General features: G+C 63.5%; 22 protein-coding genes. 14 read left to right on the top strand and 8 right to left on the bottom strand.

Features of this window, described 5'->3' with window-relative positions; genetic code table 11:
• The 9 genes from AC1RRJ_RS18805 (at position 1) to AC1RRJ_RS18765 (ending at position 8,210) form a co-directional block, all read left to right on the top strand.
• The gene (locus AC1RRJ_RS18805) at positions 1-534 is read left to right on the top strand and encodes a phage protein Gp27 family protein (RefSeq protein ID WP_493125501.1); all 534 of its coding nucleotides are present in this window, start codon (positions 1-3) and stop codon (positions 532-534) included.
• Positions 531-962: a hypothetical protein gene (locus tag AC1RRJ_RS18800; RefSeq protein ID WP_493125499.1), complete on the top strand. Its 432-nt coding sequence runs from the start codon at positions 531-533 to the stop codon at positions 960-962. Before AC1RRJ_RS18805 ends, AC1RRJ_RS18800 begins: the two co-directional genes overlap by 4 nt.
• Complete coding sequence (locus AC1RRJ_RS18795) at positions 959-2,635, top strand: hypothetical protein (protein WP_493125497.1); 1,677 nt, start codon at positions 959-961, stop codon at positions 2,633-2,635. Before AC1RRJ_RS18800 ends, AC1RRJ_RS18795 begins: the two co-directional genes overlap by 4 nt.
• Positions 2,632-4,680, top strand: a complete 2,049-nt coding sequence (locus AC1RRJ_RS18790) for a phage portal protein family protein (RefSeq protein ID WP_493125495.1) — start codon at positions 2,632-2,634, stop codon at positions 4,678-4,680. The genes AC1RRJ_RS18795 and AC1RRJ_RS18790 overlap by 4 nt, the downstream gene beginning before the upstream one ends.
• Before the next feature lie 17 nt (positions 4,681-4,697).
• Entirely contained in the window at positions 4,698-5,336 is a 639-nt protein-coding gene (locus AC1RRJ_RS18785; RefSeq protein ID WP_493125737.1) for a DUF1643 domain-containing protein, read from the top strand.
• The gene (locus AC1RRJ_RS18780) at positions 5,333-5,587 is read left to right on the top strand and encodes a hypothetical protein (RefSeq protein WP_493125493.1); all 255 of its coding nucleotides are present in this window, start codon (positions 5,333-5,335) and stop codon (positions 5,585-5,587) included. The genes AC1RRJ_RS18785 and AC1RRJ_RS18780 overlap by 4 nt, the downstream gene beginning before the upstream one ends.
• Entirely contained in the window at positions 5,580-6,788 is a 1,209-nt protein-coding gene (locus AC1RRJ_RS18775; protein ID WP_493125491.1) for a phage head morphogenesis protein, read from the top strand. Before AC1RRJ_RS18780 ends, AC1RRJ_RS18775 begins: the two co-directional genes overlap by 8 nt.
• Before the next feature lie 320 nt (positions 6,789-7,108).
• Positions 7,109-7,309 carry a Com family DNA-binding transcriptional regulator gene (locus AC1RRJ_RS18770; RefSeq protein ID WP_493125489.1) on the top strand — a complete coding sequence of 67 codons (201 nt, stop codon included), beginning with the start codon at positions 7,109-7,111 and terminating at the stop codon, positions 7,307-7,309.
• Positions 7,266-8,210, top strand: a complete 945-nt coding sequence (locus tag AC1RRJ_RS18765) for a DNA cytosine methyltransferase (RefSeq protein ID WP_493125487.1) — start codon at positions 7,266-7,268, stop codon at positions 8,208-8,210. Before AC1RRJ_RS18770 ends, AC1RRJ_RS18765 begins: the two co-directional genes overlap by 44 nt.
• Positions 8,211-8,550: 340 nt before the next feature.
• Here AC1RRJ_RS18765 and AC1RRJ_RS18760 read toward each other — a convergent pair whose 3' ends face one another.
• The gene (locus AC1RRJ_RS18760) at positions 8,551-8,730 is read right to left on the bottom strand and encodes a hypothetical protein (protein ID WP_493125485.1); all 180 of its coding nucleotides are present in this window, start codon (positions 8,728-8,730) and stop codon (positions 8,551-8,553) included.
• 176 nt (positions 8,731-8,906) lie between these two features.
• On the opposite strand from AC1RRJ_RS18760, the gene AC1RRJ_RS18755 reads away from it, so the two are divergent.
• Positions 8,907-9,575, top strand: coding sequence for a S24 family peptidase (locus tag AC1RRJ_RS18755; RefSeq protein WP_493125483.1), 669 nt, complete (start codon positions 8,907-8,909; stop codon positions 9,573-9,575).
• A 3-nt stretch (positions 9,576-9,578) separates the two neighbouring features.
• On the opposite strand, the gene AC1RRJ_RS18750 is transcribed toward AC1RRJ_RS18755, so the two are convergent.
• Positions 9,579-9,884 (bottom strand): hypothetical protein, encoded by a 306-nt coding sequence (locus AC1RRJ_RS18750; protein ID WP_493125481.1) that lies wholly within the window; start codon positions 9,882-9,884, stop codon positions 9,579-9,581.
• A 225-nt stretch (positions 9,885-10,109) separates the two neighbouring features.
• On the opposite strand from AC1RRJ_RS18750, the gene AC1RRJ_RS18745 reads away from it, so the two are divergent.
• Together AC1RRJ_RS18745 and aqpZ are read left to right on the top strand one after the other, a co-directional pair.
• Positions 10,110-11,354 carry a methyl-accepting chemotaxis protein gene (locus AC1RRJ_RS18745; protein WP_493125479.1) on the top strand — a complete coding sequence of 415 codons (1,245 nt, stop codon included), beginning with the start codon at positions 10,110-10,112 and terminating at the stop codon, positions 11,352-11,354.
• Between the two features lie 96 nt (positions 11,355-11,450).
• A complete protein-coding gene (gene aqpZ, locus AC1RRJ_RS18740) occupies positions 11,451-12,176 on the top strand; it encodes an aquaporin Z (RefSeq protein WP_493125477.1) in 726 nt (241 codons plus the stop codon).
• A 44-nt stretch (positions 12,177-12,220) separates the two neighbouring features.
• Here the strand turns inward: aqpZ and galU are convergent, their stop codons facing one another.
• The 6 genes from galU to AC1RRJ_RS18710 all read right to left on the bottom strand — a co-directional run bounded on the left by galU (position 12,221) and on the right by AC1RRJ_RS18710 (position 17,122).
• The gene (gene galU, locus AC1RRJ_RS18735) at positions 12,221-13,084 is read right to left on the bottom strand and encodes a UTP--glucose-1-phosphate uridylyltransferase GalU (protein WP_493125475.1); all 864 of its coding nucleotides are present in this window, start codon (positions 13,082-13,084) and stop codon (positions 12,221-12,223) included.
• Positions 13,085-13,152: 68 nt separating this feature from the next.
• Entirely contained in the window at positions 13,153-13,665 is a 513-nt protein-coding gene (yfiB, locus tag AC1RRJ_RS18730; protein ID WP_493125473.1) for an outer membrane lipoprotein YfiB, read from the bottom strand.
• Between the two features lie 27 nt (positions 13,666-13,692).
• Positions 13,693-14,919 (bottom strand): diguanylate cyclase DgcN/YfiN, encoded by a 1,227-nt coding sequence (dgcN, locus tag AC1RRJ_RS18725; protein ID WP_493125471.1) that lies wholly within the window; start codon positions 14,917-14,919, stop codon positions 13,693-13,695.
• Entirely contained in the window at positions 14,916-15,392 is a 477-nt protein-coding gene (gene yfiR / locus AC1RRJ_RS18720) for a regulatory sequestration protein YfiR (protein ID WP_493125469.1), read from the bottom strand. The genes dgcN and yfiR overlap by 4 nt, the downstream gene beginning before the upstream one ends.
• Before the next feature lie 187 nt (positions 15,393-15,579).
• Positions 15,580-16,116 carry a peptide-methionine (S)-S-oxide reductase MsrA gene (gene msrA / locus AC1RRJ_RS18715; protein WP_493125468.1) on the bottom strand — a complete coding sequence of 179 codons (537 nt, stop codon included), beginning with the start codon at positions 16,114-16,116 and terminating at the stop codon, positions 15,580-15,582.
• Positions 16,117-16,174: 58 nt separating this feature from the next.
• Positions 16,175-17,122 (bottom strand): M48 family metallopeptidase, encoded by a 948-nt coding sequence (locus AC1RRJ_RS18710; protein ID WP_493125466.1) that lies wholly within the window; start codon positions 17,120-17,122, stop codon positions 16,175-16,177.
• A gap of 148 nt (positions 17,123-17,270) precedes the next feature.
• Here AC1RRJ_RS18710 and AC1RRJ_RS18705 point away from each other — a divergent pair, with 148 nt between their 5' ends.
• Both AC1RRJ_RS18705 and AC1RRJ_RS18700 read left to right on the top strand, forming a co-directional pair.
• On the top strand, positions 17,271-18,314 hold the full coding sequence (locus AC1RRJ_RS18705; protein ID WP_493125464.1) for a COX15/CtaA family protein: 1,044 nt from the start codon (positions 17,271-17,273) through the stop codon (positions 18,312-18,314).
• 125 nt (positions 18,315-18,439) lie between these two features.
• Positions 18,440-19,102, top strand: coding sequence for a hypothetical protein (locus AC1RRJ_RS18700; protein WP_493125462.1), 663 nt, complete (start codon positions 18,440-18,442; stop codon positions 19,100-19,102).
• Positions 19,103-19,222 lie beyond the last annotated feature (120 nt).

Below are 19,222 nucleotides of genomic sequence, written 5' to 3'. Positions count from 1 at the left end.
ATGGCCCCTCGTTCAACGGTCGCCCAAAATCCCGCCGCTCAGGCTGCCGTCGATAGACTGATCGCCGACGGCGGCTACACCATCGACGAAATCCATGATGCGGTCGCCGAATTCGGCCTCTCGCGCTCGGCTGTCGGCCGCTATGCGAGCCGCTATCGTCCGATGGTCGAAACGATCAGGCGCGATCGCGCCGTCCGCGAAGCGATGCGCAAGCATTTGCCCGATGGTGTCGATACCGGCTTGGTCGACATCGCCATCCACCGCGCCCAATCCGAAGTCCTGCGCGCCATGGATGCGATGGGCGACGAGGACGAGCCTGCCGAGCCAGCCAAGATCGAACGGCTTGTGCGTTCGCTGCGCCACGTCATCAACGCGATGCGCGACAAGCAATCGTTCCAGGACGAAATCCGCACCAGCGAGCGCGCGGCGGCGGCCGACGTTGCCGCTGCGGCTGTCCGCGAGATCGGCGCGGGCGATGCGCAGGCCGAATACATCAAGCGGAAAATCCTGAAGATACCGGAAAAGCCGCAGTGAGCGACGCGCCGGCCCTTTCGGAACCGCTGCTGCGCTTCGCAGGTGCGCGCCCTGAAGATGGCAGCCGCGCGGCTGTCCCTTGGCGGCTGGCGCTGGCCCTTCGCGACTATGCCTATGCCTGCGGTCTGAAAATTGACAGGCTGGAGCGTAGCCGCAATCGCGCATCGGGCAGTTCCTACATTTTGATGACCGATGCGCTCGATCGCGGATGGATCATGCGTGTGTCCAACCATCGTCGCGGACCGCGCCAGACCAGCCACGCAACGCCGCACCTCGATCTTGTCAGCCTCGACGGAACCTCCGGCCTCGCTGCCGGGCGCAAACTGATCGACGCGATCATCGCCGACACCGCGCCTTGGTTCGATGCGGGCGCTACGATCCGCCCCCTGCCGCAAATCCGCCGCAACGTCCGGAGGCGGCGCCGGTGATTGAGGTACAGGACGACACGCCGGGCATCCTGCTGTCCTATCAGTCCGATGGCCATAGGATCGCGGACGACAATCAGTTCGCCCTTTGGGAAAAATCGCGCCGTATTGGTCTGACCTACGGCTTTTCGCCCTATGCCGTCCTTAAGGCATCGGCGTCCAAGGGCGCCCAGAATGTCTACTACATCGGCTATAATCTCGACATGGCGCGCGAGTTTATCGGCTATTGCGCCGACTTCGCGACCGCGTTCGAAGAAATAACGGTTTCGCTCCCTTCCGACGATGAAATGGAGCTTGTTCAGCGCCGCTTCGACGGCAGCTATCTCGATGCCAAGGGCGATGTCCTGGTCGATGCCCAGGACGAACATTATAGCCCTGACCAAGTCGTCCGCGAAACCAAGGGCGGCTTCCTGATCAAGGGCGACGCGGGCAAGTCGATCAAGACTTTCCGCATCGATTTCCCGTCGGGCAAGAGCATCGTGGCACTGCCGTCCAGTCCGCGATCCGTGCGCGGTAAGCAGGGCATCTTCATTATCGATGAAGCGGCCTTTCACGATAATCTGGAAGCCCTGATCAAGGCGATCCTCGCAACCCTGATGTGGGGCGGGAAGGTCATCGTGATTTCGACCCACGACGGGGTCGATAATTACTTCAACACGCTGATTGAGGATATCCGCGCCAAGAAGCGTGGCGGCAACGTTGAGCGCATCACGATCAAGGACGCGATCGCTGCGGGCCTCTACAAGCGTATCTGTCTCGTTGGCGGCAAGGAATGGACCAAAGAGGGCGAAGAGGCTTGGGAAGCCGAACTGCGCTCGATCTATGGCGATGCGGCGGACGAGGAACTGGACGTTATCCCGGCGCGCGGGACAGGCACTTATCTGGCCCGCGCCACCATCAAGCGCGCGATGCGTTCCGATCTGCCCGTCGTTCGCATGGCCTGCCCCAAAGATTTCGAGAAGCTGGAGGAAGAAGAGCGCCGCGACTGGGTGAATGAGTTTCTGGAGCGCGAAGTCTATCCATGGGTCGATAGCTTCGACCAGACGCGCCGGACCTTCTTCGGGCAGGATTTCGCGCGCAGCGGAGACGTGTCGCCGATCATGTTCGGTCAGCACGACGAGTCCATGAACCTTGTCACCCGGCTCACGCTGGAAATGCGCAACGTTCCCTTTTCCGAGCAAGAATATATTCTCGAAACGCTGCTTTGGCGTGTGCCCCTGTTTGCCTGCGGCAAAATGGAAGGGCGCGGCAACGGCTCGGCGATGGCCGAGAAAATGCAGCAGAAATTTGGTTTCGACCGGATCGAGGCCGTTTCGGCGACCGACAAGATCTACCTCAAATATATGCCGCTGCTGAAATCAGCCATCACCGACGGCACCTTCTGGCTCCCCGAAGATGAAGCCGTTCTCGACGACTATCGCATGGTCAAAGAGGTCCGCGGCATCCCCAAAATCCCCGACGGGCCGATGAAGAGCAAAGAGGACGGCAAGGTAGCGAAACGCCACGGCGACACCGCGATCGCCGGGATGCACCTCGTTGCGGCGGCTGAGGAAGACATCGGCCCGATCGAATTCGAAAGCACCGGCTCGCGCACCAGCGAAACCGGCCAGTTTGAAACAACCGAGAACGGCTTCGGCACCGTTCGACGCACCAGCAATGGAGGATTTTGGCAATGAACGCGCCCACCCGCAAGCGCAGGCGTTCGCGCGCCGGAGCTGCGCGACGCTTGGCTCCTGAAATGCAGGGAGAGATCGCAACGACGGCCGATGGCCGCGATATTACCCAGCCGTGGATGACGGGGCTACAGCAGCCAAAAGACCCGCGCCTTGCGGGTGCGGTCGATTGGGGCATCTATGACCGCGTCTATCAGGACGATCAGGTCAAATCGACGTTCCAGCAACGCCGCCTTGCCGTCGTAAAACATACATGGTCGGTTTCGCCGGGTGACGAGAACGATCCCCGGTCCGTCGAAGCGGCCGAGAAATTCTCGGCGACAATGAACCGCGTCGGCTGGGACCGCATCACCGACAAGATGCTCTACGGCATCTACAACGGTTATTCGGTCGCCGAGATCATATGGAAGCCCCGAGACGGTGTGATCGACATCGACAGGATCAAGGTCCGCCATGCCCGCCGCTTCCGCTACGATGCCCAGAACCGGCTCCGCCTGCTCACATCTGTTGGCGGGCTGGGCGAGCCCTTGCCCGACAAGAAATTCTGGGTGTTCAAATCGGGCGGCTCGAATGATGACGAGCCCTATGGTCGCGGGCTTGCCGAATGGCTCTACTGGCCCGTGCTGTTCAAGCGCAACACCATCGGCTTCTGGAATACCTTCCTCGACAAGTTCGGGTCGCCGACGGCGGTAGGGAAATATCGCCCTGGTACGCCTAAATCCGAACAGGCGAAGCTCTTGGCGGCGCTCCAGGCGATCGCCACCGATAGCGGCATCACCATCCCGCAGGGGATGGAAATCATCCTGCTCGAAGCGGCGCGGTCCGGCACCGGCGATTATGAAGAGCTTTGCCGCTATATGGACGAGGCGATCGCGAAGATCGTCCTTTCCCAGACGATGACCTCGCAAAATGGCTCCAGTCGGAGCCAAGCCGAAGTGCATCAGGACGTGAAGTTCGAAGTCGTCAAATCAGACTCTGACCTCCTGTGCGAAAGCTTCACCGCCGAAGTTCCGCGCTGGTGGACCGACATGAACTATGGCGAAGATGTCGCCAGCCCGATCGTGACGCGCCCGGTCGAACAGGAAGCCGATACCAAGGCGCAGGCCGAAACCGATGAAATCCTTGATCGGCTCGGCTGGGTTCGCACTGAAGAAAGCTTCCGCGACACCTATGGCGACGGCTATGTCCGCAAGACCAAGGCGGATGCGGCCAAGCCCGACGACGGCGATCGCACCGACGTTGACGATCCGGACGGCGGCGAGGCCGACGACGACGCGCCGGCCGATCCGAACATCAACGATCGCAAAGCCAGCTTCGCGGCCGACGATCCGCGCCCGCTCTATGTCTATCGGCCGCTGCTCAACGCGGACGACGTGATCGCCTGGGCGCGCGAGCAAGGTTTTGCTTCCACCCTCCCGGCCGAGGACCTGCACGTCACCATCGCCTATTCGAAACGCGCGGTGAATTGGATGAAGATGGGTGGCTTCTGGGGCTTTGGACCTGACACCAGCGACCATCTTGTCCCGATGGGCGGCCCGCGCCTCGTTGACGCGATCGGCGGCGAGGACGCGATCGCACTCCACTTCTTTTCGGGCCACCTCGAACAGCGCAACCGCGAAATGCGTAGTGCCGGTGCGAGCTGGGACTATGCGGATTACATGCCGCATATCACCATCACCTATGATGGTGGCGACGTCGATCTGTCGAAGGTCACGCCCTATCGCGGCGAGCTGCGCTTCGGCCCCGAGGTATTCGAACCGATCCGGCAGGATTGGGAAGCCAATATCCGCGAGGCCAGCTTCGCCGAAACCGGCATTCCCGACAGCGCCACCGACCAGCTCGTCGATGAACTGATTGCCAAGGACGGCTACCGCGCCGTTCGCGCGCTCACCGAACCGATGCTCGCCGCGATCCGCACCGCCCAATCGCCCGCCAACCTGTCTGTCATCCTCGGCTTCAGCCCCGGCGACACCGCGCCGATTGGCGCCGACCTCGAAGCCGCCGGCCTCGCTGCTTCGCTCGATGTCGGGGAGAGCGACGATGTCTGATGACGCGATTGAAAGCGATGACCTTGTCGACTGCGCCTTCTGCGGAGGTTTGTTTTTGCCGGACGACATGGACGGGGAACATTGTCGCGGCTGCGCGGAGGATCTGTTCGAAGATGACTGATGCAATTCGCCGCGCTGCTGACTTCGTCCACGGCGATCGCATATCGCTGTCCCGCGATTGGGGGCCGGGACCACGGGCCTTCATCCTCGGCCACAATCCTGCGCGTGCCGACGACGAGTCCGACGACATGACCGTCCTTTGGCTGATCGCATGGTTCAAGCTGTTCGGCTTCGGCGGGTTCGATCTGGGCAATCTCTATCCGTTTGTTACGGCCGATCCTGCAGAGTGTCGTCGCCGCGCCAATTGGGCGGCGAGCAATGACTGGCATGCCCGTGACCAGATGCTGTTCGTCAACCTGCCCGCCGTCGTTGAAATGGCGAAAAAGGCCGATCAGGTTTTCGTGTGTTTCGGCGCGATCGCGTACGACTGGGATTGGGTTGAGCACGTCGTCGAGCAAATCCAGTCGGGCGTTGAACCCTATCCTGACCTTTGGTGCTGGGGGAAGGCGAAGGCCGGCGCCCCAAAGCACCCGATGGCGCGCGGCTTGCATCGCATTGCTCGTGATCAAGCGCCGATCCTCTGGAGGGCGGCATGAGCACCGAATTGAGCTTTCCGACCGACTACTCCATCGCGCGGGCCGTGCGGGATGGCGGCCGCGCTTATCACATCGCCGACCGGCTCGGCGCTCCCGATAGGCATCTTCGCCGCATCACGCGACGACTGCTGTCGTTGGAAAAATCAGGGATGGTTCTTCGGTCAGCACGCTATTCGGTGCCCAACAGCTATTTCTGGGAACTGACCGAGCGCGGTGCGGATTGGGCGGGCGTCGAGGTCGGCTGTGGCTGATCGCCCCATTCTCTCCGACACGATCTATATGGAACCGGGCGACATCCTTGCCGCCTGGGCCGAGCGGTCGGCCTTTCGTTTCTCCACCCATTGGACCGATACATGGCAGGAAGAGCATGCCGCCTTCTTCACGGTCGCCAAGATCGCAAAGCTCGATCTGCTCACCTCGGTTCACCGTTCGCTTGACGATGTCATCCGCAACGGCGGGACGTTCGAACAATGGAAGGCCAACCTGCTTCCCGAGCTGAAGAAGCACGGCTGGTGGGGCGTCGTCCAGGATGAGGCGCTGACCGGCACACCCGATCCCGTCATCGTCAACGATCGCCGCCTGCAAACGATCTACCGCATGAATATTCGCATGAGCATGGCGGCGGGTCGTTGGCGCAAAATCCAGCGTGAAAAGGCGCTGTTCCCCTATCTGCGCTACCGCTCGGACCACTACCGCAAACATCCGCGCCTCGACCACAAAAGCTGGCACGGCGATATCTTCCCTGTCGATGATCCAGTGTGGCAGTGGCTGTTCCCGCCAAACGGCTGGGGCTGCAATTGCCGCGTCGAACAGGTCAGCGAAGCGCGGATGCGGCGCATGGGCTGGAAGGTCAGCGATCGGCTCAATCCGTCGCGCCACGACTTCATCACCGCTGCCGGCGAAATTGTATCGGTGCCGCAAGGCGTCGCGCCGGGCTTCGGCTATAATCCCGGCACCGCTCACCTCCGCGTCGTCGCCGATCGCGCCACCGCATCGCTGTCGTCGGCGATCGGTGCAGGCTTGGAAAGCGCTGCCCGGCAAACGCTGCGCGAGCTGGTCGCCGATCCCGCGTTCGATCAGTTTCTCGCGCTGCCCGATCCGCAATTCCCTGTCATGATCCTTGATGACATGATGGCCGACGCGATCGAGGCGAAAGCGCGCGTTGCCGTCCTGTCCGAAGCGACGATGGCGAAGCAGCTCCACAAGCGCGGCGATCTGCCCGCCGAAATCTACCGCAAGCTGCCCAGCCTCGGCGATCGGCCCGATATCGTCGCCCGCGATGGCGACAATGTTCTGATCGTCACTCGCGAGGAAGGCGGCGCGTGGGTCGTTGCGATCGTCAAGCGGACGGCCAGCGGCGAGGGTCTGTTCGTCGTCAGCGTGCGGCAACAGAATGAAGCGTCGCTGCCGCGCCTGTTGCGCGATGCGGAGATCATCCTTGATCGGCGGTAGGGAAAGTGGACGCGCGGCGAGGACTTGCATCCCCCGCATGGCGCTTCGTCAGCCCAATGGCTGTCGTGCTACGGCCGCAAGGTTCACCGTGTCACGCGCGTCCTGGGGACCGCATAGCACTTCACCCGTTAATTCTCAATTCCTGCCTGAGGTCGCCCTTTCGGCGCCGGGCATCACGATATTTGCTTGCCCCCTAAAGGGGGAGGCAAAGGGCGTTGGCGCGCCCATCACCGCAGGAGCCAATTCCCGCACCTTGCGACGCCGCGGCGTCGCGCAGTTCCCCCACCGGCGCTCCGGCCGGGGTCCGATAGGTGCTTCAAATGCAGGAGTCTATTCGTTGCGGCGGTTGCCGCGCCCTTTTGTTCAAATGCCATGCAAATGCGATTGCAGGCACCATAGAAATCAAGTGCCGGCGCTGCCGGCAAATCAATCACCTGAGGCCATTGAGCCCTTCTCCGAGCGCCGATCGAGCAGCCCATGGAGAATGCCATTGTGGCTCTACGTCCCCAAAACCAATCTAACCTCTTCGGCCTGTCCCTCTGCGCCGGCTATGCCGGCCTCGACCTCGGCATCACCATTGCCGAGCCCCGATATCGAACTGTCTGTTACGTCGAGCGGGAAGCTCACGCAGCGGCAACTCTCGTGGCGCGGATGGATGACGCGGCCTTGGATCGCGCGCCTGTCTGGGACGATCTGCGATCCTTCGACGGCCGCCCATGGCGTAGCCGCGTTCATATCCTCTCTGCCGGTTATCCCTGCCAGCCATTCACCTATTCGGGATTGCGACGGGGAAACTCCGATCCCCGGCATTTGTGGCCCGAGGTCGAGCGGATCATCAGCGAAGTCGCCCCCCCAATCGTGTTCCTCGAAAACGTCGAGGGACACGTCACCTTGGGACTTGCCGATGTCGTCGGAAGCCTTGCGGAGCTGGGCTATACGGCAAAGGCGGGCCTCTTCACGGCGCGAGAAGTTGGCGCGAGCCATACTCGGCGCCGGCTCTTCATTCTGGCCCACGCCAACGGCGACCGATGGGGGCCATGTCGCGGACATCCTGATCGAGCGGGGGGAAGTGAAGCTGGTGAAGGTTCACTGTCTCTCGCCGAAGAGCGCGGGGCAAATCCCGCTCAACAACGCCGCGCGGATATGGACCCAGCTCTGGCTATCTATGAAGGCGCTGGGTTGGCGGCCGGGGGTGGTGAGCTACCAATCTTCCCACCCGGTCCAGGTGAGCTTCCGAAGTGGGAACGGATCCTTTCACAGCACGCTCATACCCAACCCGCGCTTCTACGAATGGATGATGGGCTGGCCGATCAACTGGAGCGCACCCGAGGTGCCGGGAACGGGGTTTGCAGCATGGCTTCTGCGGTCGCGTATTCTACACTCAAGGCTGATTTCGCTTGCGACGGATGGCGGGTTTGGTGAGTAGCTGGCCGCGCCCTGTTATCGCTCTTCGGAGTGGCGGCAGGGCGTGGCTACCGCGTCAATGTTCGCGTCAATGTTTGGTGTCGCGCGACAAAAATATCGTGCGGCGTCGAGCCGCAGAATTCCGCCGATTGCCGCGTCAATGTTCGAAAGGCGCATAACTTTGACGCGCCGACGCGTTTCTGCGCCTTTCAGGGCGGTTGAAATGCCAATTAAGCGTCATCTTATCCCGTATCGGACAAAAACTCTTTGTCTCGCATCGAAACCGCAAAAATCCCGGATTTCCTATGCTTTCATCCCGTCGAAATGCCCTGATGTCCCCCGATATCCCGTCAAGGTATTATTGGCCGGTCACACCGCTTTGCGGCGCGGTGGGGTCGGCATGACGGTCGGCGCGCCATTTGTTCATGAAATGTTCCACGCGACATTTCAGGCGACGGCCGGGTTCGCGGCCGCCGCGCAGGTCGCTGACGAGCCGCGGATCCGAGACCGCGGCGCGGCCGAAGACGGTTGGGGGCATGGCCGTCTCCTTCAGGAAAGTCTCGATTCGCTGCAGCAGAGTGCGTTCCATTTTCTTCTCCCCATCCGACGCTGATCGGGCGACTCGCCCAATAGGATATTTCCTATCAAAAGATCAAATTTCCTACTTGTCTAGGAAAAATCCTGTTGCTAAAAAGAAACTGGAAGGACCATCCTTTGCCCGACAATTTCCAGGACCCGCGCGTGGCGCTCGACCGTCTGCTTCAGGACAAGGGCATCGATTATGCCAGTCTGTCGGCGAAGATCGGGCGCAATCCCGCCTATATCCAGCAATATATCAAGCGCGGATCGCCGCGGCGGCTGGCCGAGCAGGATCGCGCGCGGATCGCCGCCTACCTGGGTGTGTCCGAAGCGATGCTGGGCGGACCTGTCGCGCGAGTCGCGGTGCCGACGCGGGTTCGTGGTCCCGGCATGATCCTGGTGCCGAAGCTTGCGATCGGCGCTTCGGCGGGGCCGGGGGCGAGCGTCGACGGCGAAGCGATCGAGGGCGAGATTGCGTTCGACCCGAAATGGCTGCGCGGGCTTGGCGCCGATCCGCGCGCGCTCAGCATCATCCGGGTCGAGGGCGATTCGATGGCGCCGACGCTGAACGACGGCGACGATATCATGGTCGACGGCGGCGATGCTGCGGCACGGCTGCGCGATGGCATTTATGTGCTGCGCATGGACGATGTGCTGATGGTGAAGCGTGTCGCGCGCGCGCCGGGGCCAGGTCGCATCTCGGTGATCAGCGACAATGCGCATTACAGGAGCTGGGATGATCTGCCGATGGCGGCGGTTCAGCTCGTTGGCCGGGTCGTGTGGACCGGGCGGCGCGTGCGCTAGGATTCAGGATGGCGCCGCCATTGCGGCTTCGATCTCATGCTCCAGAACTTCGGCGCGCTGGCATTGCCCGGTATCGCCGCGCTGGCATTTTTCGGCCGCCTTGTCGCGCTGACGCGAAAGCTTGCCGACCTGCTCTTCGCGCTTGCGCATCTCGCGGCCGCGGTTTCGGTCGGCTTCGTCCTGGCTGGTGGTCGTCCAGTCGGCGACCTGCCCGACAGCCTTTACCGGTGCGGTGACGACGGTCTTCACGGCGCTGAAGCAGCCAGTGAGCAGCGGCGCGGCCAATATCGCGATAATCATGACGCGCATTCTTCAATCTCCCGGCGGTTGCTGCTCCATCGCATAACTGCCCCGATCTGAACAGATGATTGCGACAGGAGCCCTCTTCTTGCGGCAATCTGTCATATCACTGAAACAAATGGTTAAAGTCGTGTTTACCAGTAGCGCGTAGGTCCCGGCACCGAAGAAGGATCGAAGCATGAAGAGAAGCCGGTGAACTCCATGGACATTGCTCTGGCCCCGTTGGCCGGCCATGTGGCCGCGATCGGAGGCGACGCGCATCTGTCGCAGGTGATCGATCTGTTTCGCGGCGATCCGCAACTGCGTGTTCTTGCCGTGCTCGATCCGGCGGGCGCGCCGGCCGGTATCATCCGCGAACAACGGGTGCGTGAACTGCTCTTTTGCCCCTATTGGTTCTCATTGATGCAAAATCCCTCGATCGGCGGATCGATCGCCACGATGATCGAGCCGTGCGTGATCGCCGATGTGGCGCAGTCCACGGCCGATCTGCTTCGCATCATGTCGCGTTCACAGGGTCATGACAGCCTTGTGCTGGTGGAGAATGGGCGATTCGTCGAAACGCTCGACAGCGGTCAACTCGCCCGATTGGCGATGCTGCGCGAAGTCGAGATCGCACAGGAGCGCATAGCGCGTGCGGCTGAGGTCGATGATGCGGGGCGCCGGTTTCAGCAGGATATCGCGGGGCTGTCGGCGACGCTTTCCGACATGGCGGGCCAGGTCGAGGTGGTGGCGCAGCGATTGTCCGATCGTGCCCGGCGAACCGGCGGTGATGCGGTGACGGTCGCCGGAGCCTCGGCACAGACTTTGGCGGGGCTGCGCGAACTGGGCGATCGCGGCCATGCGCTCGCGGTGACGATGGCGAAAATCGTCGACGACGGGTCGCGGGCGCGCGCGGTCCGGCAGGATGCGCAGCGGAAGGTGAGGCAGGCCGGCGAACGGGCGGCAGCACTGCAGGCCGCCAGCCAGTCGATCGAACAGATGCTGGCGCTGATCATCGACATGGCGAGCCGTACCAACATGCTGGCGCTCAACGCGGGGATCGAGGCGGCACGGGCCGGCGACGCAGGCCGTGGTTTTGCGGTCGTCGCATCGGAGGTGAAAACGCTTGCCAGCCAGACGCGGGCGGCAGCGGGCGACATCACCCGATATGTTGACCATATCCGCGATATCGTCGGTCAGGTGACGGCGGGGGTGGTCGAGGTGGAAAAGGCGATCGATGCGAACAATGGTTTCTCCGACGCGATCGACCGTGCCGTCGACGGGCAAAGCGCGACGACCTTGATGATCGCCAGCTATGTCGAACAGGCGGTGTCGGCGGGCCGCGAAATCGACGGCCGGGTTCAGGAGATCGGCCGGGGTGCGGGGGCGGTTGGCGATGGCGCGACGATGCTGGGGCAATTGTCCTCGGGGCTGACGCAGGCGGCGCTGTCGCTGCACCAGCGTGCGCGGCGTTTCGTGGAAGCCGTGGCTGCTGCCTGATTTTCGGCTGTCCGCAAGCACTTGCTGCGCAGGCCAGCGCTGTTAGGATGGCCCCCGTGCCAGCGGCGCGTGGCCGCCGGCGGGGAGGAGGGTCCTATGAACAATATGCAAAAGGGTCTGGCCGAGTTTATCGGCACATTCTGGCTTGTCTTCGGCGGCTGCGGCAGCGCGGTGCTGGCGGCGGGCTTTCCCGAACTCGGCATCGGTTTTCTGGGCGTGGCGCTGGCGTTCGGCCTGACGGTCGTGACGATGGCCTATGCGATCGGCCATATTTCGGGATGCCACCTCAATCCCGCCGTCACGGTTGGATTATGGGCGGGCGGGCGTTTCGACGCGCGCGACATTCCGCTCTATGTCGTTGCACAGGTCGCGGGCGCCATCGTCGCGGCGTTCCTGCTTTTCTATATTGCCAGCGGCAATCCCGCCTATGATCTCGCGACCAATGGCCTTGCCGCCAACGGTTTCGGTGCGGGTTCGCCGGGCGGCTACGATATTTGGTCGGGCTTCATCATCGAAATCCTGCTGACCGCTTTCTTCCTGTGGGTCATCATGGGATCGACCGATGGCCGCGCGCCCGCGGGTTTCGCGCCGTTGGCGATCGGGCTGGCGCTAACGCTGATTCACCTCATCTCGATTCCGGTGACCAACACCTCGGTCAATCCGGCGCGTAGCACGGGGCCGGCGCTTGTCGTCGGCGGGTTGGCGCTCCAGCAATTGTGGCTGTTCTGGCTGGCCCCGCTCGTCGGCGGTCTTGTCGGTGGCTGGCTGTATCGGACGATCGGCGCCGACAGCGTCGCCAAGCCGGGCATCAAGGGCGATTGAGGCAAGTGCGCCGGCCGGCAATCCGCCGGCCGGCGCCTGTCCTGTTATTTGAGCAGATCGAGAGCGAAAGCGCGGACCTCGTCGGCTATGTCGGGCCGTTCGAGTGCGACCGCGAGATTGGCCTGAATATACCCGGCCTTCGATCCGCAGTCATAACGCGCGCCGTCGAAGGTTACCGCGTGGAACGGCTGGCTGCCGATCATCGTCGCCATTGCGTCGGTCAGCTGGATTTCGCCGCCAGCACCCTTTTCCTGGCGCTCCAGCACCCGCATCACTTCGGGCTGTAAAATGTAACGGCCCGAAATGATCAGGTTGGACGGGGCGTCGGCAACCGCGGGCTTTTCGACGAGGCCCTTGACCTGGGTCAGTGCGCCGTCGGCCCGGCCCGGCGCGATCACGCCATAGCTCGATACCTGGCTGGGCGGCACTTCGAGAACCGAGATCAGATTGCCGCCGACCTTATGGTAGGCGTCGACCATCTGCTTCATGCATCCGGGCGAGCCGTGCATGAATTCGTCGGGCAGGAAGATAGCGAAGGGCTCGTCGCCAACGATGTCGCGGGCGCACCAGATGGCATGGCCCAGCCCCATCGGTTCCTGCTGGCGAACATAGGCGCAATTGCCGGGCCCAAGGCGGGTTGCTTCGAGAACCGAAATATCCCGGCCGCGCTCCGACATCGTCTTTTCGAGTTCGAACGCGATGTCGAAATGATCCTCGATCGCTCCCTTGCCGCGGCCGGTGACGAAGATCATTTGCTCGATCCCCGCCTCGCGCGCCTCATCGACCGCATATTGAATCAACGGTCGATCGACGATCGGCAGCATCTCCTTGGGGATCGCCTTGGTCGCGGGGAGAAAGCGGGTGCCGAGGCCTGCAACGGGAAAGACGGCTTTGCGGATCGGTTTCATGGATCGGCCATAGCGATGAGGACGAGGCAAGGAAAGCGAAGCCGGGCCGGCGCTGCCGGCCCGATGGTTTATTCCGGCGAAACGATCACGACGACGCGGCGATTGTCCTGCCGGCCTTCGGGCGTATCGTTGCTCGACAGCGGCAGCGTTTCGCCGCGCCCGACGATCTGGCTGGGGGTAAAGCGCATTCCCCCGGCGGTCAGCGGTGCCGCCACCGCCTGCGCGCGCGCTTGTGACAGCGCGAGATTATAGGCGGCCGCTCCCGTTGAATCGCTATGGCCTTCGACGCGCGCAGTGACGATGCCGACCGACAGCAGATTCCGCGCGAGCGTCGTTATGCGCCCGTCCTGGCCCGGCTGCAGCGCGCTTTCGTTGGACGGAAAGAGCAGGCGTTCGTTCAGCGTCAGCTGCCAACTGTCGTCGGTTTCGCTGGCGGTTTCGACAAATCCTTCGGCCTTCAGCACCACAATCTGCGCTGCGGTAAAGCCGCGCGCCGGCGGTGCGCTCTGGCATGCGGCGAGCAATGCAGCGAGCGCTGCGACGAACAGGAAACGGAACGGGGGGGGGAGGGCATAGGTCACAGGGTTACTCCGCTGGGGGGTGGCAGATCAGGAACGATTGGTCAGCTTGTTGGCGTACATGGCGGCGTCGGCGGCGGTCAGCAGCGCGGTCGCGTTGGCGCCATCATCGGGATAAATGGCGACGCCGACGCTGATCGATACCGAATAGCTGCCGCCTCCGGGCAGGGTGATCGGCAGCGCGACGCCGGTGCGAACCCGGTTCGCAAGGCTGTCGGCGCCGGAGTCCTCGCCCAATGGATCGATGATGACGACAAATTCGTCGCCGCCGATGCGCGCCGCGAAATCGCCCTTGCGCAACGTGTCCTTGATGCGTTCCGACAGGGCGACCAGTACGGAATCGCCCGCTGCATGCCCGAAATTGTCGTTCGCTGCCTTGAAATTGTCGGCATCGATGAACAGCAAGGCAAAGCGATCGTTCCGACTCTGTGCCGACTGGATGCGTAGCGCCAATTGTTCGTCAAAGGCGGCGCGGTTCGGCATCGCGGTCAGCGTATCGTGCGACGCGCGGTGGGCGAGAATCGCGTTTTCGCTTTCCATCGTGCCCTGCCAGCCCTGCAGTTCGTCGAGCAGTGCATTGATGTCGCCGCCCAGCCGGTCGAGTTCGGCGATGCCCAATGGCGTCACCCGTTTGTCGAAGCGGCGATGCAGCCGCACGTCATGCGCCACGGTCGCAATTTCGTTGAGTGGCTTGACCAGTTCATATTCGAACCGTCGCGCCAGAAAAATGGTGCCGAGCGCCGTGATCAACAGGCAGACGAGACCGGCCAGCAATCCGATCCGGACATAATCGGTCAGTGTCGATGAATCGCCCCACACTTCGATCGTGCCAATGACCGAGCCGTTGCGCCGCACGGGGACCGACGCGGGTTTGGGAAAGAAGATACCGGTCAGCAGCGGTATGGGGTCCTTGGTGGGCGACGCCCATTCGGTCAGCGGCTGGCCCCGGTCGTCGAGGACGCGCAGCCGCGCGATGCCCGGAATGCGGGTCAGCGGCGCGATCCCCTCACGCGCGGCCTGGGCGTCATTGAACACCAGTGCCGGTTCGGCGCCATAGGCACCGAGCTGCGCCGCCAGTTCCAGATTGCGGTCGGACGAGCCGAGCAAAGCGGTAACCCCGGCGAGCAGGATGGTGAGCCCCGACAGCGCGACCGCGAACAGGGTGATGCCGAAATGGAAACGCGACAGCAGCTTTTGCAATGTCGTGCGCGCGCCCATTCTTTCGGGCGCCGGGCGTTCGACGGGACGTTCGGTCATTCGCCGCCGCCGATCTTCAGTACGCGCGGGTCAATGCGCAGCGGTCCGCGCCCGATCGAGTCGAGGTTGACCGAAAAGCTGAGGCTGGTGCGCCGGCCGTCGAGGCAGAACATTGCGCCATGGACGCAGGCCGCGTCGTCGTCGGTGACGGTCAGCACCGGGCGGCTGCGAACCCAGCCGATCAGGCGCTGGCGGTCGGCGACGGGCATTTTGCCCAGAAAGATAATGTCACAGCCGGTATCGTCGGTGACACCGGCCGCGGTCGTGCGAAGCACGGTCACAACGGATCCCGCCGGGGCGATGCGATTGGTCATCTGCGGCGTGCCGACGAGGCACATCGTTCGGGCTGCGTTGGCGCGTGCGCCAGGCCAACGGGCATAGCTGATGATGCCGCCGAGCATTCGATTGACCGCGCGGGCCCTGCCGTCAGCGCTGTCCTCGATGATCGTCTGGCTGGCTGCCTGGACCGACATCTGTGGCGCCGTAAACAACGTGCCGATCAGAAATAGTGATGCCAGCACTTTTCACGGTCCCCAACTACGCCCTGAACTCACCCTGCCCCGGCGCGCGGGGGTCCGCTAGCCAAAACTACCTGAAAGTCAATGAAAACTGACGTCATGCGACCATAATGCAACAGGTCTTGTGGTGGTGCCCCGGTCTTTAGTCCGTACGCAGCCGATCGCCGAACCCTTTGCGCAGCTTGGCGATCTTGGGCGGGATGACGGCAAGGCAATAGGGGTTGCGCTGGCCTTCGCCGTCCCAATAGGACTGGTGATAGTCCTCGGCCGGATACCAGTCGGACGGGGCCTCGATCGTGGTGACGATCGGTGCCGGCCAGTCGGGCCGGGCGCGTTCGATGCCTGCGCGCACGGCGCTTTCCTGCGCGGCATCGAGGGGGAAAATCGCGCTGCGATACTGGGTGCCGATATCGTTGCCCTGGCGGTTGAGCTGGGTCGGGTCATGCGTCGCGAAATGGACGTCGAGCAGATCGTCATAGCTGATTTCGGCGGGATCATAGGTGATGCGGATCGCCTCGGCATGGCCGGTATTGCCACTGCAAACCTGCTTGTAGGTCGGGTTCAGCACCGCGCCGCCGATATAGCCGCTTTCGACGGCTTCGACCCCGCTGAGCGACTGGAACACGGCTTCGGTGCACCAGAAGCAGCCTCCGGCAAAAATGGCGGTCTCTCGGGTCATGGCAGCGGTCCTTGATCGGGAAGGGGAGGAATGATCCCCAAATAGGATGGGCGCGCGGCTATTCCAAGGGCGGCGGCGCGCCGATCAGGGGCGGGGTGAGTGGTGCGCCCGTCGCCTCGGCGGCGCGGATCGCTGCGATTTCGGCTTCGACCGATTCGACGCGGGCCTGCCAGCGCGGGTGGGTGCCGGCCTGGAACAGCACCGCTCCGCCCTGCTTGCCATAAGCGCGCCAGAAACGCACCGCCGCGTCGATGTCATAGCCCGCGCCCTGCATCAGCCACACCGATAGCCGGTCGGCTTCGACTTCGGTCTGGCGGAACAATCTGGCGCTGCGCCCGAATTGCTTGCCGAGCCCGCGATCGACCCCCGCTGCGTCGAGCCTTGCGCGATGGCGCAGGATATTATGGGCCAGTTCGTGCGCGACTGCGGCGGCGAGTTCATTGTCGTCGGTCGCAAAGCGGGCGAGTCCGGCGTTGATCAGCACCAGCCGTCCATCGGCAACACCCGCCACCTGCTTGCGGTCCTCGACGCGAAAATCGCTGGCGCATCCCGCGACGGGCGTAACGCCAATGGTCCGTTCGCCCCCTGTCCCGATTTCGATCGCGGCATCGGGAGGGAGGGTGCCGAGCCGGGTTTCCAGCGCGGTAATGCGCGCGAACGGGTCACCGGCAGGCTGCACTGGCAACGGAACGCCGTTGATCGCAAGGATCGCGGCACCGACCTCCAGCCCCGCTGCGGCGGCGGGTGAGCCCGGCGCGATCGCCGCGATGAAAGGCGCGTCGGCTTCGCTGGCACGATAGGTGCTACGGGCGGCGGCACGATAGCGCTCGTCGTAAAGGCGCAAATCTCCCCACAGCCAGCCGAACTGCGGCTGAACCGCCGGGCACCAAGCGGCGTTGGCGGTGGTCAGGCGGAAACCGATCGCAGCGACGCGCGCCTCGAGCGCAGCGAGCGTGGCGTAGGGCGCAGGCTCGGTTGGCGCGGCAGCGAGCGCGGGCGTCGCCATCAGGATCGATAGAGTGGCAAACAGGGATTCTAAGGGACGCGGCATGGGTGCGGCTTATCAAGCGTGGGCTGTCGCGGCCATGAATATTCCCGAAAGGCCCGGCTTTCGGCCTCTTGCCTATCTCCGGGCAAGGGGCGATAGGGCGGCGATGACGAAATTTTCGACAAACGCCCGTCCATCGAGCCCGCGTCCCGCCGCACTGGCGCGCTGGCTGTGGGCGGTCGCCCTGCTGGTGATATTGGTGATTGCGGTTGGCGGGATCACCCGCCTGACCGAATCGGGGCTGTCGATCACCGAATGGCGTCCGGTTTCGGGCGTGCTGCCACCGCTCAACGAAGCCGATTGGGTGGCCGAATTTGAAAAATACAAGCAGATCCCTGAATATAAGGAGATCAACCTCGGAATGTCGCTGGCGGGATTCAAGGCGATTTTCTTCTGGGAATGGCTGCACCGGATTTTGGGGCGGCTCGTCGGCATGGCGCTGGTCGTTCCGCTGATCTGGTATGCTTGGCGCCGGGCGATTCCGGCGGGCTATGGTCCGCGCTTGCTGGCGCTTGCGGCGCTGGTCGGGATGCAGGGGGCGATCGGTTGGTGGATGGTTGCATCGGGGCTCGAATATCGTACCGATGTCAGCCATTTCCGCCTCGCCGCACATTTGCTGACCGCGTTGTTCCTGCTCGCCGGACTGGTGTGGACGGCGCGCGATTTGAGGGTCCTGGCGCAGGATAGCCGTGCGCAGCCGGCCCGGCTGACGGGCTTTGGCATCGGTGTGATCGCGGTTCTGTTCGTTCAACTGCTGCTCGGCGCCTGGGTTGCCGGGCTCAACGCGGGCTATGTCGCGAGCACATGGCCGTCGATGAACGACCACTTCGTGCCCGAAGGCATCGACTGGTCGGGCGGCGCGTGGATGGCACTGACCAACGATCCCTTTCTGATTCACTTCCTGCATCGCTGGTGGTCGTGGGTGGCCGCGCTCGTGCTGCTGCTGTTGGCGCGAAGCTTGTCGCGGCGCGGTGCCCGGACCGAGGCGCGGCTGCTGGTTGCCGTGGTCGCCGCTCAGATGATGCTGGGCATATTGACCGTCGTGACCGGCGTTTCGATGTGGATCGCAGTGTCGCACCAGGTGGTCGGCGGGCTGCTGGTCGCCATTACGGCGGCGGCGCTTCACCGGCTGGGGCGACGCGCTGCATGATCGTGGCGGGGGCCTTGGGCGGTGCGTTGTTGCTGCTCGCGGCACCGGAGCCCGGATCTTTGCCGCCGGAGTCGCCACAACACGCCGCCACGCAAGTCGATTTTGCGCCACCCGTTGGCCGGGAAATGGCCTATCATGTCACGACGCGCCGCCTTGGCCGCGACGGCGCGCTGATCAGCTTCTCGCTCGTCTATGCGCTGCAATGGCAACGCGCCGGGCGCGGATATCAACTGGCGGCGACCTTGCAACGAATCGAGTCCGACGCGCCGCCGGAGGTCCTTCGCTTGCTGAGCTCTGCGCTTCAGCCGCTGGTCGGCGAGACCCTGACCTATCTCGTCGCGCCCGACGGCCGTCATGTCGACATGATCGATTCGGACGGTCTGTGGGAGCGGGTCGCCGAGCGTACACAGGCGATGGCCGCCGGGGCTGACCAGCCGGAGGCGCGCAAGCTTGGAGCCTTGTTGGCGGCGCTTCCCGCCGAGGAACGCCGGCGGCAGGCAAGCGCCGAGATTCGCGCGCTCGTCGCCCTGGCCAACCCCGATATTCCGGTTGCGGGCGGGGCAACGCAGGATGGTGCCGTGCGGACGATCGTCAAGGCGGAGCGCGAAATGCTGCCGATTGGCGACGGTGCCCGGCCGCTGGAGATCGACAATCGCTGGACGATCGACACCACCACCGGACTGGTGCTGAGCGAACAGCGGCGGAGCTGGATCGTCGAACCCGGGAGCAAGTCGCGGACGCTGATTGAGGAGCGGATGCGGGTGCTTCGGCCCGCCGCGATCGAATGACGGTATTATAATACCCGTCAGCAAAGCCGCGCTATGCTTGACTTTCCACTCATTGGGCTCCATTGGCCCGCTCCGAAGCGCTGCTGTGTCCTTGCTGGACGGGCGGCGCGGTTTGTTTCG

It is taken from the genome of Sphingopyxis sp. GW821-FHT12C06 (assembly GCF_058807415.1).
Note: the sequence above shows the minus strand (reverse complement) of the source record. Positions and strands in the feature narration are given on the sequence as shown.